We start from the raw sequence: 12,724 nt of genomic DNA, 5'->3' as shown, positions 1-12,724 counted from the left end.
GCTTCGGGATTATGAAACCCCTCAGTGGTGATTTGCCGACCGGCTTGCAGCCACTTTAAAGAAGTCGCTAAAGGGTCGAGGAAAAGGGCAATTTCCTGGGACCGGTCGCGATTTCGCTGCCGGTTTTTTTGTTTTCGCAACGTTCTTTACGCGACCCGGAAAAGAGAGTTCGACATGCCGATCAAGATTCCCGATACGCTTCCCGCCTTTGAGACCCTCGTTCATGAGGGCGTGCGGGTCATGACCGAAACGGCGGCCATCCGGCAGGATATCCGCCCGCTCCAGATCGGGCTTCTCAACCTCATGCCGAACAAGATCAAGACCGAAATCCAGATGGCGCGCCTCGTCGGCGCCTCGCCGCTGCAGGTGGAATTGTCGCTCATCCGCATCGGCGGCCATCGCGCCAAGAACACGCCGGAAGAACATCTCCTCTCCTTCTACGAGACGTGGGAAGAAGTGCGTCACCGCAAGTTCGACGGTTTCATCGTCACCGGCGCGCCGATTGAGCTGCTCGAATATGAGGACGTCACCTATTGGAATGAAATGCAGAAGATATTTGAATGGACCCGCACCAATGTTCATTCGACCCTCAACGTCTGCTGGGGCGCGATGGCCGCCATCTATCATTTCCATGGGGTGCCGAAATACGAGCTGAAGGAAAAAGCTTTCGGGGTCTATCGCCACCGCAACCTTTGCCCCTCCTCGATCTACCTCAACGGCTTTTCGGACGATTTTCAGGTTCCGGTATCACGCTGGACGGAAGTTAGGCGCGCCGATATCGAAAAACACCCCGACCTCGAAATCCTGATGGAATCTGAGGAAATGGGCGTGTGTCTGGTGCATGAAAAGGAAGGCAACCGTCTCTATATGTTCAATCATGTCGAATATGATTCGACCTCATTGTCCGACGAATATTTCCGTGACGTGAATTCCGGCGTTCCCATCAAGCTGCCGCATGATTATTTTCCGCACAATGATCCGGAACTAGCCCCGCTCAACCGTTGGCGCAGCCATGCCCATCTGTTTTTCGGCAACTGGATCAACGAAATATACCAGACGACGCCCTACGATCTCGAATCCATCGGCAAACTCGCTGCGTAAATTGCGGATTGCGAATTGCCGGAAAATGACGCAACGTCCGCCGGCAATTCATGGCAATCGGGAGAATGACGTTATGAGCGACGCGGCGGTGCGGGAGAATTTCGGTTTCACGACGACCGGCGAAAAAGTCGAACGCGTCACCATCTCGAAAGGCGGGCTGACGGCCAAGATCATCACCTGGGGCGCCGTTATTCAGGATCTGCGTCTTGAAGGCCACCAGCCGCCCCTCGTGCTCGGCTTCGACAAGTTCGAGGACTATAAATATTCCTCCTATTTCGGCGCCACCCCCGGCCGCAACGCCAACCGTATTGGCGACGGCCGGTTCTCGATCGACGGGCACGAATACCAGCTGGAGCTCAATGAAAAGGGCGTAAGCCACCTGCATGGCGGTAGCGACGGCATGGGCAAACGCAACTGGATGCTGATGGAACATGGCGAAAGCCATGTGGTTCTGCAGATTATCGACCCCGATGGCCGCGCCGGTTATCCCGGCAATTGCACGGTCACGGCCACCTATACGATCCTCGACGGCGGCGTGCTTTCGGTGGTCTATGAAACGGTGACCGACCAGCCGACCATCGCCAATGTCTGCCAGCATTCCTACTTCAATCTCGATGGCGCAGACACCGCACTTGGGCATGAGATCAGCATCGCGGCTGATTTTTACCTGCCCACCAATGACAAGCAGATACCGACGGGCGAAATCCGCTCCGTCGAAGGCACCGTCTTCGACCTGCGCCACCCGACACCGATGCGGCGCAAGGAGAATGGCGAGCAGGTTCTCTACGACCATAATTTCTGCCTCTCGCCAGAGCGCCGCGCCAAGCGCAAGGTCGCCCGCGCCTATTCGTCGGCCTCCGATATCGCCCTTGAAGTTCACACCACCGAACCCGGTGTGCAGTTTTATTCGGCCTTTAAACTGGATGTTCCGGTTCCCGGCCTCGATGGCCGTCGCTATGGCCCCTTTGCCGGTTTCTGCCTGGAAACGCAGATATGGCCGGACGCCGTCAACCACGCGGATTTCCCGCACGCCATCCTGCGGCCAGGCGAAACCCTGCGACAGGAAACCGATTATATTTTCAAGAAAGGCTGAAGCGGCACGCCGGGATCAATCCAGCACGCAGCCGACATAGCCGCCGGAGGCGCGGGCGCGCCGTTCGATGAGGCTAGCAAGCCGTTGCAGCCCGCGTCCCGGCTTGCTGGCGACGCGGTCGATTGGATTGGGTAATGACACAGCCAGCAGCGCCGCCTGACGGGAGCTGAGTTTTGCGGCCGGCACCTTGAAATGGTGCTGGGCGGCAGCCTCGATACCGTAAATTCCCGGTCCCCATTCCGCAACGTTGAGATAAATCTCCATCATCCGCTTTTTCGACCACACGAAATCGGCGGCAATCGCCAGCGGCAATTCCAGCCCCTTGCGCAAAAACGAGCGGCCGTTCCATAAGAACAGATTCTTCGCCGTCTGCATCGGAATAGTGCTGGCGCCGCGGGTGGAAGCCCCCTCGAGCGCATCGCTGACCACAGATTGCATCTGGTTCCAGTCCACACCGCCGTGGAAACAGAACTGCCCGTCCTCAGACATCATCACGGATTGCACAAGGCGCGGCGAAATATCCTCAAGCGGCACCCAGCGTCTATCATAACCCTGCAGAGTGACCATATCGGTCAGCATCAGCGTCGAAACAGGCCGGATGAATGGCAACGCATAAACCGGAATCAACAGATAGGGCAGAATCAGCAAAACCAGCATGGTCATGACGATACGCTTTGCCAACGTGCGAAAATCCACCTTCTGCCTGCTTCGGTCTTCCGCCAGCACGGCATATTCTGCGTCGCTTTCAGGCGTACTGCTCAATATCCGTCCCCGCGCCCCACGCCAATTGAAGCCTTTCATAGTCCATTGCCGCCTTGAAGGCGAGTCCGGTGACACCGTTGCGACCCCGGAATCACGAAAAGGTTTGCCTGCATTCGTCCGGCATGCCAAAGAGCGCGCATGGACGCTCAGATGACGAATTTCGAAACGAGACTGCGCGAAAACGCGGCAAAAACCGAAGCCCTGCTTGGCCGCCTGCTTTCCGGCGACGCCCGCGCGGATGAGATCACGCGCCCGCAAAACCTGCTCGACGCCATGCGCCATGGCGTGCTGAACGGCGGCAAACGCCTACGGCCCTTCCTCGTCATCGAAAGTGCTGCCCTTGCGGGCGGGAATGCCGAAGCCGCCCTTTATGTCGGCGCGGCACTGGAATGCCTCCATTGTTATTCGTTGGTTCATGACGATCTGCCGGCCATGGACGATGACGACCTGCGCCGCGGCCAGCCGACGGTGCATCGCAAATTCGATGAGGCAACCGCTATTCTCGCGGGTGACAGCCTGCTGACGCTTGCCTTCGATATCATCGCCTCGGACGAAAATCCGCTAGCCGCGGAACGCAAGACCGCACTCGTGCTTTCGCTTGCCCGCGCAGCGGGCATAGGCGGTATGGCTGGCGGCCAGGCGCTCGATCTCGCTGCGGAAAAGAAGGCACCCGATGAAGCCGGCGTCGTTACATTGCAGGCTATGAAAACCGGCGCACTGTTACGTTTTGCCTGTGAAGCGGGCGCAATTGTTGCTGGCAGCGACATTTCCGAAAGGCAAAGGCTGCGTCTCTTCGGCGAAAAGATCGGCCTCGCCTTCCAGCTTGCCGACGACCTTCTGGATTTGACGGCCGACGCCGCCACCATGGGCAAGGCCACCGGAAAGGATGCCGCTCGCGGCAAGGGAACGCTTGTGGCGTTGCGCGGCGAAGACTGGGCACGTCGCAAACTGCAGGAGCAGGTGGCGGAAGCCAGCGAACTCTTGGCCCCTTATGGCGAAAAGGCCGCAATTCTCATCGCGGCCGCCAGATTCATCGCTGAACGAAAAAGCTGAGCGGCTTCCGCTCAGCTTTTCATCACCCAATCAGCCCTTGAGCGGCGAAATCAGCACTTCGACGCGACGGTTCTGGGCGCGGCCATCCGGCGTTGCGTTCGAGGCGATCGGCTGCGACGGGCCGAAGCCGAGCGTCGAAATACGGCGCTGGTCGACGCCGCGCGCGCCGAGATAATTGGCGACCGACGCGGCACGACGTTCCGAAAGGCCCTGATTGTAACCGGCGCTGCCGGTAGAATCGGTATGGCCGTTGATGTCGATGAGCGTGCGGTTGAACTTGTTCAGCACGATGGCGACAGAATCGAGCGTCTGATAGAATGGCGGGATGACCTGATCCTGGTCCGTCGCGAAGGTGATGTTCGACGGCATGTTGAGAACGATGCTGTCGCCACGGCGGGTAACCGAAACGCCGGTTCCCTGAAGCTGGGCGCGAAGCTCTGCTTCCTGGCCATCCATGTAATTGCCGATGGCGCCGCCGGCGAGCGCGCCGATGCCCGCACCGATGAGCGCTGCATTGCGGCGACCGGTCGGCGAACCGCCGACAGCCAGACCACCCAGAGCACCGACCACGGCGCCGATGCCGGCGCCGCCCGCCGTGTTCGAAATCTTCTGCTCACCCGTATAGGGATCGGTGGTGGTGCAGGCGGAAAGATAGGTCCCGCAAAGGGCGACGATCGCGATTTTTTTGATCATGTGTTTTGATGCTCCGAGAGGTTCAGGAGGTATGACAATGGAATTCCGGCCTTTTCACGCTACTCTTTACTCCGCCGCATCTTTCCGGCCAAAACGCTTTTCGATGTAATCGATCACAAGCGCTTCAAAATCGGCGGCGATGTTGGGACCACGCAGGGTCAGCGCCTTTTCGCCATCAATAAAGACGGGCGCTGCCGGGCTTTCGCCGGTTCCGGGCAGCGAAATGCCAATATCGGCATGTTTGCTTTCGCCGGGCCCATTGACGATGCAGCCCATGACGGCAACGTTGAGCGCCTCGACCCCGGGATATTTTTCCCGCCATATCGGCATGTTCTTGCGAATGTCGTTCTGGATGTTCTGGGCCAGTTCCTGAAACACGGTAGACGTGGTGCGCCCGCAGCCAGGACATGCCGCAACGACCGGAATGAACTGCCGAAAGCCCATGACCTGCAGCAGTTCCTGCGCCACCTGGACCTCGCGGGTGCGGTCGCCATTCGGCTCCGGCGTCAGCGAAACGCGGATCGTATCGCCGATGCCATGCTGAAGCACGTAACCCATGGCGGCGGACGAGGCGACGATGCCTTTCGAACCCATGCCCGCTTCGGTCAGGCCGAGATGCAGGGCGTGGTCGGAGCGTTCCGACAGCATGGAATAAACGGCGATCAGGTCCTGCACCTGGCTGACCTTGGCCGACAGGATGATGCGGTTGCGCGGCAGGCCGATTTCTTCGGCAAGCTCGGCGGAAATCAGCGCCGACTGAACGATCGCTTCTCGCGTTACCTGACGGGCGGAGAGAGGGAAGCCTTGCTCCTTGTTCCTGTCCATCAGGGTCGTCAGCAATTCCTGATCGAGCGAGCCCCAGTTGACGCCGATTCGCACCGGCTTGTCGTAACGGATCGCCATTTCCACGATCTCGCCGAACTGCTTGTCCTTCTTGTCCTTGAAGCCGACATTGCCCGGATTGATCCGGTATTTGCCCAGCGCCTCGGCACAGGCAGGGTGATCGGCGAGAAGCTTGTGGCCGATATAATGGAAATCGCCAACAAGCGGCACATCAAGCCCAAGACGCAGCAACCGCTCGCGGATTTTCGGCACCGCGGCCGCACTCTCGTCGCGGTCGACGGTGATGCGCACGATTTCCGAACCGGCGCGGAACAACGCCGCCACTTGGCTGACCGTGGCGTCGATATCCGCCGTATCGGTATTGGTCATCGACTGCACGACGACGGGCGCGCCGCCACCGACGATGACACCGCCCACGTCTACGGCGACGGATGCGCGGCGGGGCTTGGGATCGTAATCGGCATGTGACGTCATGGCGGTCTCTGGAGCTTGCGGCAAGGTCTGGCAATTGAGGTGAAACAAGGGGGCCGGCTTGTCAACACCCAACGCATGAGAGCTTCTACTTTACCGCAATCATGGCAAAATTCGAGACGCCTATTCCTTGCCCGCGCCATCCGCATGGCGCGCGAGCCGCGAAAGCAGCAGAACCACCACATGGAGCAGGGGTAGGAACAGGAAGACACTGGCGAGACCGGTATGTTCCGCGATGAAGCCGATGGCGGACGGTGCCACCAAGATACCGGAGTAACCCATGGTGGTAACAACCGAAAGGCCGATTCCCGGTGCCAGCCCCGGCATGTTGCCCGCTGCCGAAAAGGCAATCGGCACCATGTTGGAAATACCGATGCCGGCAATCGCGAAGCCGATGATCGCAATAGTGGAATTTCCCGCAAGACCGGCAATCATAAGACCGATAATCGACATGGCCGAACAGAAGCGCAGGGTCGTCACGGCGCCGAAGCGGTCACGCACCAGATCGCCGGCAAACCGCATCGCCGCCATGGTCATGGAAAAGGCCGCAAAGGCAAAACCGGACTGCGATACGGAAGCACCGAGTTCATTGCGCAGATAAAGCGCACCCCAGTCGAGGATGGCCCCTTCCGGGATCATCGAGAACAGCGCCATCAGGCCGATGATCCAGGGCAGAGGCGTCAGCGGCAGGCCACCTTTCGGGTGCTCCTCCTCCGGATGCGGACGATCCGCAAGGACGCGCGGCCACGCAATGACCAGCAGCACGAGCGCGATGACGGTTAGCGCAATGGCGTGTCCCTGCACACCGATGGCCGTGATGAGATACCCGCCAAGACCGGCGCCGATCAGGCCGCCGAGGCTCCAGAAAGCGTGGCACGACGACATGATGGCGCGGCGCATATCGCGCTCCACCGCTACCGCATTGGCGTTCATGGCGACATCCATCGCCCCCGTCAGCCCGCCGAACAGGAAAACCGCGATCACCCCCGCCCAGACGGTGCCGGCCCAGGAGATGAAAAGCAGCGTCGGCAGAAAGATGGCGGCGGTGACAAGGCTGACCGTACGCGAGCCGAAACGGGCGATCTGCGATCCTGCAATCGGCATGAAAACCAGCGAACCGATACCGAAAACCAGAATGATCAGGCCGAGCGCACTTTCGCTGAGGGACAGACGTGCGGCAAATTCCGGAATCTTCGGCGCCCATGAGCCCATCATGAAGCCGTTCATCAAAAACAGCAGCGAAACGCCAAGCCTGTGCCGCGTCAGATAGGATGAGCGTGTGCCTGTCGGCGAAAACGTCGTGGGGCCATTCATCGGCAATATCCTTCAGACTTGACCATGAGAAAACTGAGCGACGTCATCATCGCCGCAATGAACCTGTACGCCCTTTGCCGACAGGGCCTCGACCAATGCGCGGTCGGCATCCTGTTCCAGCACCAGGGAAAGAGGTGGGGAGAAATCATGCACATGGAAAGCTGCCCTGTGGCCGAGCTTTTCCGTGGTGATGGCGGCGACAATCCGCTGGCTGGCGCTGCAGGCGAGCCGCTTGAACACCGCATCTTCGAAAACATCCGCCGACAGACCCGTCTCGGCCGCAACGCCGCAAACACCGAGGACACATAGATCTGGCCGCATCAGTTCAAGCTGCCGAAGCGCCATGGCATCGATCGCCGCACCTACGGCCGGATCGACTTTGCCGCCGATCAGCACCAGATCGATATCGGCCCGCCCCGTCAGCTCGGCGGCTATGGCGGGCGTATTCGTCACTACGGTCAGATTGAGCCCGGCCGGTATCGCTCGTGCAATGGCAAGATTGGTCGACCCGGCATCGATGAAAACCACCATGCCCGGTTCAATGAGCGGAACGACGGCGCGCGCCAGCATGGCCTTGCGGTCCGCATCCTCGGCAATACGCGTTTTCAGCGGCACCGTCTTGCTGTCGGAAAGCAACGCCCCGCCATAAACCCGTAAACATTCGCCACGGGCCGCCATCTCACGCAGGTCGCGGCGCACGGTGTCTTCGGAAACGCCGAAACTCTGCGCGAGATCCTGCGCCAGCACCCGACCGCTTTGCCGCAACTGCGCAAGGATGAGCGCCTGCCGCTCGCTAACAAAATGATCGCTCATCGGAACTCATGCATAAACAAGAATAAACGTGCAAGAACATGCATATTTGAGTTTTTTCGGTTACGCAATAAAAAACGCCCGCCGAAGAGGCGGGCGTCTGACATTGCATCAATGATCAAATACGGCTTTATTCCCCGTAAGCGATCAACAAATCTTTCGCATCGATCTGATCGCCGGGGCGCACCAGAACTTCGGCGATCTTGCCATCGCGTTCGGCGTGAAGCGCGGTTTCCATCTTCATGGCCTCGATGGAGAGCAGCACGTCGCCGGCCTTGACATCCTGACCCTGGTTGACGAAGACGCGGCTGATCACGCCCGGCATTGGCGCGCCGATATGGACGGCATTGCCGGGTTCGGCCTTGCGGCGCACGGCGGAGCCGGAAGCGCCATGGGCGCGATCCGGCACCTTGATGCGGCGCGGCTGACCATTGATCTCGAAGAACACCGTCACCATGCCCTTGTCATCAACGCCGGACGAAGCCTGATTGACGACGACAAGCGTCTTGCCGCGCTCGAGATCGGCAAACAGCTCTTCGCCATCTTCCATGCCGTAGAAATAGGCATGGGTCGGCAGCACGGAGACCGGACCATATGTCTCAGCAGTCAGCGCGAAATCGGTGAATACCTTCGGATACATCAAATAGGATGCGAACTCGAAGTCATCGACCTTGCGCTCCAGCTTGGTCTCGATCACCTTCCGTTCGGCATCGAGATCGGCATCTTCCAGCAGCGAACCCGGACGGACGGTATAGGGCGCTTCGCCCTTCAGCGCCTTTTTCTGCAGGGCTGCCGGCCAGCCGCCCGGCGACTGCCCAAGATCGCCCTTCAGCATCGACACCACCGATTCCGGGAAAGACACTTCACGATCAGGGTTTTCAACATCGGCCACCGTCAGATCCTGACTGACCATCATCAACGCCATATCACCGACGACCTTGGAAGACGGCGTCACCTTGACGATATCGCCGAACATCCGGTTGGCGTCGGCATAGGCCTGCGCCACCTCGTGCCAGCGGCTCTCAAGACCCAGCGAACGGGCCTGTTCCTTGAGGTTGGTGAACTGTCCACCCGGCATTTCATGCAGATAGACTTCCGAGGCTGGTCCCTTGAGATCGCTCTCGAAGGCCGCATACTGGTTGCGCACGGCCTCCCAATAGAAGGAAATGCGGCGGATCCATTCGGTATCGAGGCCCGTGTCGCGCTCCGAGCCCGCCAGCGCCTCCACAATCGAGCCAAGGCAAGGCTGCGACGTATTGCCGGAGAAGGCGTCCATTGCGGCATCCACGGCGTCGACACCGGCATCCACGGCCGCAAGAACGGTCGCGGCGGAAATGCCCGAAGTATCATGGGTGTGGAAATGAATCGGCAGACCGGTCGCCTCGCGCAGCGCCTTGAACAGAACCTTGGCGGCAGCCGGTTTCAGCAGGCCCGCCATATCCTTGACGGCGATGATATGGGCGCCGGCCTTTTCCAGCTCAACGGCGAGGTTGGTATAATATTTGAGATCATATTTCGGACGCGCCGAATTCAATAGGTCGCCGGTGTAGCAGATGGTCGCCTCGCAGAGCTTGTTCTCCTCGGCAATTGCATCCATCGAGACGCGCATATTCTCCACCCAGTTCAGGCAGTCGAAGACGCGGAAGAGATCGACCCCCCCCTTTGCGGCCTGACGGACGAAGTATTTCACGACGTTGTCGGGATAGTTCTTGTACCCAACGCCGTTCGCGCCGCGCAGAAGCATCTGCAGCAGCAGGTTTGGCGCGCCTTCGCGGATCAGCGCAAGACGCTCCCATGGGTCTTCCGTCAGGAAGCGCATGGAAACGTCGAACGTCGCACCACCCCAGCATTCCAGCGAGAGAAGCTGCGGCAGCGCCTTGGCGTAAACGCTGGCGACACGGGCGATATCATGGGTACGAACGCGGGTGGCCAAAAGCGACTGGTGCCCGTCACGCATGGTCGTATCAGTAACCAGAACGCGTTTTTCATTGCGCATCCAGTCCGCAAAGCCTTTCGGGCCAAGCTTGTCCAGCAGTTGTTTGGTGCCATCGGGCGTCGGCGCGTCGATATAAGGTACGACCGGCTTTGCCGCCTTTTGGGAGGGCTTAGCACGACCCTTGGTTTCCGGGTGGCCGTTGACAGTCACATCGGCAAGATAGGTCAGGAGCTTGGTGGCGCGGTCCTGACGCTTGACCTGCGCGAACAGTTCCGGCGTCGAATCGATGAAGCGAGTCGTATAGGTGTTGTTGCGGAAGCTGTCGTGACCGATAATGGCTTCGAGGAAGGTGAGGTTCGTTGCCACACCGCGAATACGGAATTCGCGCAGCGCGCGATCCATGCGGTTGATCGCTTCATCCGGTTGCGGCGCCCAGGCCGTTACCTTGACGAGCAGTGGATCGTAATAACGGGTGATGACAGCGCCGGTATAGGACGTACCGCCATCCAGACGGATGCCGAAGCCCGAGGCGGAACGGTAGGCGGTGATACGGCCATAGTCCGGAATGAAATTATGTTCCGGGTCTTCCGTCGTGATACGGCACTGCAGCGCATGGCCGTTGAGACGGATGTCCTCCTGGCGCGGCACGCCGGATTCCGCCGTGCCAATGGCGGCGCCTTCGAGAATGTGGATCTGCGCCTTGACGATATCGATACCGGTCACGACTTCAGTGACGGTATGCTCCACCTGGATGCGTGGATTGACCTCGATGAAGTAGAATTTGCCGGTATCGGCGTCCATCAGATATTCGACCGTGCCGGCGCCGATATAATTGGTGGCGGCGGCAATCTTCAGGGAGTAGGCAGCCAATTCCTGACGCTGCGCTTCGGTGAGATAGGGCGCGGGCGCACGCTCGACCACCTTTTGATTGCGGCGCTGGATCGAACAATCACGCTCGAACAGATGCACGACATTGCCATGCGTATCACCGAGAATCTGGCTTTCGACGTGACGCGCACGCTCGACCAGCTTTTCCAGATAGACCTCATCCTTGCCGAAAGCGGCCTTCGCCTCGCGCTTGGCCTCCGTCACCTCGCGGGCGAGATCCTCTCGTCTGCGGATGGCGCGCATGCCGCGTCCGCCGCCGCCCCAGGAGGCTTTCAGCATGACCGGATAGCCGATTTCCGCAGCCATGCGCTCCACTTCCGCCATATCGTCGGGCAGTGGATCGGTAGCGGGAACAACGGGGACGTTGACCGAGATCGCCAGATTACGGGCAGCCACCTTGTTGCCGAGCTGGCGCATCGTATCCGCCGTCGGCCCGATGAAGGTGATGCCGGCCTTGTTGCAGGCCTCCACGAATTCGGGGCTTTCAGACAGAAGACCGTAACCGGGATGGATCGCGTCCGCTCCGGAAAGCTTGGCAACGCGAATAACCTCCTCAATCGAAAGATAGCTCTCGATCGGCCCCATATCCTTGGCGAGATGCGGCCCCCTGCCGACCTGATAGGATTCGTCCGCCTTGAAGCGGTGCAAAGACAGCTTGTCCTCTTCCGCCCAAATCGCAACGGTTTTAATCCCAAGCTCGTTCGCTGCCCGGAAAACGCGGATCGCAATTTCGGATCGGTTGGCAACAAGTATTTTCGATATTTTCAAGACGGTCTCCCCACACGCCAAAACAAAATTTCTGCTGCACTGCGGAATTAAGCAGCAAAACCCTGTCTTGGAAAGAGCAATTCCGGCGAGAACTGTCCTGTTTGCGCTAGCTCAGCAAACCATGGCGAAAAGCAAGCGCTACGGTGTGCTGTCGGTTCTTGGCGCTGAAACGGCGCTGGATCCCGTTGATGTACCAGTCGACCGTGTGGTTGGAGATCGATAGTTGGCGTCCAATTTCGGTGGAAGTCATACCGTCCGCCATCAGCGTCAACACCTCCATTTCGCGCCTCGTAAGCTCGAGAGCGGAAACGTCAGGGGCATTGCTGAAACCATGGGCCTGCCCGGAAAGATCGAGAAGGCGCCAGAACACGGCACGCGTGGCCGCATCCAGTAACTCCACCTGCAAAGAGGGCAATTGCCGATCCTGGCCGCCAATGAACACCGCACCGATGAAGCCCGCACGGCCGTGCACGGGAAAGGCGTAACCACCCTGCAGACCGTACCGGCCGGCATCGTGGAAAAACACGCTCGCCCTTTTGCGATGCATCGCACGCGGCAGCCCCTCCAGCGCTTCCTTCCACTGAAATGGCTTGTGCACCATGCCGATCACTTTGCGGACGGGATCGACAAGATTGTATTTTTTTGCCCTGTAGACCTCCAGCCAGCCTTCGGGCAGGTGTTGCGCGAGGATGTGTCCGGTGGAGGCGAGCTCACCGGTCATCCGCCTGCTGACGAGAAAATATTCGAAACCGTATTCGCGAATGAGCGTTACAAATTCAGAACGAACGCGGTCGGCGCTTCCCGCTTGGTAACACGCAGAGATGAAGTGAAGAATATCATGCATAAAGACACGGGGTCCGGAGCTTGGCTTGAAGGGAATGACACGAAGGACATGGTCCCGCGATGACGTCATGTTACTCGGGCGCCGGTCGGTTGAGATTGAACATATCGTCGTTAGCAATCCCTGAAACGAAGATGCGAAATCTTGTGAC

General features: G+C 59.3%; 10 protein-coding genes and 1 riboswitch. Of the genes, 3 read left to right on the top strand and 7 right to left on the bottom strand.

What is annotated here, in order from left to right:
• Positions 1 to 14 precede the first annotated feature (14 nt).
• A riboswitch (SAM riboswitch) is annotated at positions 15 to 91 on the top strand.
• 83 nt (positions 92 to 174) lie between these two features.
• Positions 175 to 1,101, top strand: coding sequence for a homoserine O-acetyltransferase MetA (metA, locus tag PL597_RS12195; RefSeq protein WP_271365246.1), 927 nt, complete (start codon positions 175 to 177; stop codon positions 1,099 to 1,101).
• Positions 1,102 to 1,174: 73 nt separating this feature from the next.
• Complete coding sequence (locus PL597_RS12190; RefSeq protein ID WP_271365245.1) at positions 1,175 to 2,194, top strand: aldose epimerase family protein; 1,020 nt, start codon at positions 1,175 to 1,177, stop codon at positions 2,192 to 2,194.
• A gap of 15 nt (positions 2,195 to 2,209) precedes the next feature.
• Here PL597_RS12190 and mtgA read toward each other — a convergent pair whose 3' ends face one another.
• Positions 2,210 to 2,857 (bottom strand): monofunctional biosynthetic peptidoglycan transglycosylase, encoded by a 648-nt coding sequence (mtgA, locus tag PL597_RS12185; protein ID WP_245307259.1) that lies wholly within the window; start codon positions 2,855 to 2,857, stop codon positions 2,210 to 2,212.
• A gap of 237 nt (positions 2,858 to 3,094) precedes the next feature.
• Between mtgA and PL597_RS12180 the strand changes: the two genes are divergently transcribed.
• Positions 3,095 to 4,009, top strand: a complete 915-nt coding sequence (locus tag PL597_RS12180) for a polyprenyl synthetase family protein (RefSeq protein WP_271365244.1) — start codon at positions 3,095 to 3,097, stop codon at positions 4,007 to 4,009.
• Positions 4,010 to 4,039: 30 nt separating this feature from the next.
• On the opposite strand, the gene PL597_RS12175 is transcribed toward PL597_RS12180, so the two are convergent.
• From PL597_RS12175 to PL597_RS12150, 6 genes are all read right to left on the bottom strand, one after another.
• Complete coding sequence (locus PL597_RS12175; RefSeq protein ID WP_077985445.1) at positions 4,040 to 4,702, bottom strand: OmpA family protein; 663 nt, start codon at positions 4,700 to 4,702, stop codon at positions 4,040 to 4,042.
• 66 nt (positions 4,703 to 4,768) lie between these two features.
• Positions 4,769 to 6,019, bottom strand: a complete 1,251-nt coding sequence (gene ispG / locus PL597_RS12170; RefSeq protein WP_271365243.1) for a flavodoxin-dependent (E)-4-hydroxy-3-methylbut-2-enyl-diphosphate synthase — start codon at positions 6,017 to 6,019, stop codon at positions 4,769 to 4,771.
• Between the two features lie 120 nt (positions 6,020 to 6,139).
• A complete protein-coding gene (locus PL597_RS12165) occupies positions 6,140 to 7,330 on the bottom strand; it encodes an MFS transporter (protein ID WP_271365242.1) in 1,191 nt (396 codons plus the stop codon).
• Between the two features lie 12 nt (positions 7,331 to 7,342).
• Positions 7,343 to 8,143, bottom strand: coding sequence for a DeoR/GlpR family DNA-binding transcription regulator (locus tag PL597_RS12160; RefSeq protein ID WP_271365241.1), 801 nt, complete (start codon positions 8,141 to 8,143; stop codon positions 7,343 to 7,345).
• A 127-nt stretch (positions 8,144 to 8,270) separates the two neighbouring features.
• Entirely contained in the window at positions 8,271 to 11,732 is a 3,462-nt protein-coding gene (gene pyc / locus PL597_RS12155; RefSeq protein ID WP_269833841.1) for a pyruvate carboxylase, read from the bottom strand.
• Positions 11,733 to 11,838: 106 nt separating this feature from the next.
• On the bottom strand, positions 11,839 to 12,576 hold the full coding sequence (locus PL597_RS12150; RefSeq protein WP_077985440.1) for a helix-turn-helix transcriptional regulator: 738 nt from the start codon (positions 12,574 to 12,576) through the stop codon (positions 11,839 to 11,841).
• Positions 12,577 to 12,724 lie beyond the last annotated feature (148 nt).

The sequence above is a fragment of the Agrobacterium sp. ST15.13.013 genome, from assembly GCF_027956525.1.
Taxonomy (GTDB): Bacteria; Pseudomonadota; Alphaproteobacteria; order Rhizobiales; family Rhizobiaceae; genus Agrobacterium; species Agrobacterium salinitolerans.
Note: the sequence above shows the minus strand (reverse complement) of the source record. Positions and strands in the feature narration are given on the sequence as shown.

Coding starts and splice junctions, on each gene's coding strand:
- metA (WP_271365246.1), top strand. CDS start 175: ATGCCGATCAAGATTCCCGATACGCTTCCCGCCTTTGAGACCCTCGTT.
- PL597_RS12190 (WP_271365245.1), top strand. CDS start 1,175: ATGAGCGACGCGGCGGTGCGGGAGAATTTCGGTTTCACGACGACCGGC.
- mtgA (WP_245307259.1), bottom strand. CDS start 2,857: ATGACCATGCTGGTTTTGCTGATTCTGCCCTATCTGTTGATTCCGGTT.
- PL597_RS12180 (WP_271365244.1), top strand. CDS start 3,095: ATGGACGCTCAGATGACGAATTTCGAAACGAGACTGCGCGAAAACGCG.
- PL597_RS12175 (WP_077985445.1), bottom strand. CDS start 4,702: ATGATCAAAAAAATCGCGATCGTCGCCCTTTGCGGGACCTATCTTTCC.
- ispG (WP_271365243.1), bottom strand. CDS start 6,019: ATGACGTCACATGCCGATTACGATCCCAAGCCCCGCCGCGCATCCGTC.
- PL597_RS12165 (WP_271365242.1), bottom strand. CDS start 7,330: ATGAATGGCCCCACGACGTTTTCGCCGACAGGCACACGCTCATCCTAT.
- PL597_RS12160 (WP_271365241.1), bottom strand. CDS start 8,143: ATGAGCGATCATTTTGTTAGCGAGCGGCAGGCGCTCATCCTTGCGCAG.
- PL597_RS12150 (WP_077985440.1), bottom strand. CDS start 12,576: ATGCATGATATTCTTCACTTCATCTCTGCGTGTTACCAAGCGGGAAGC.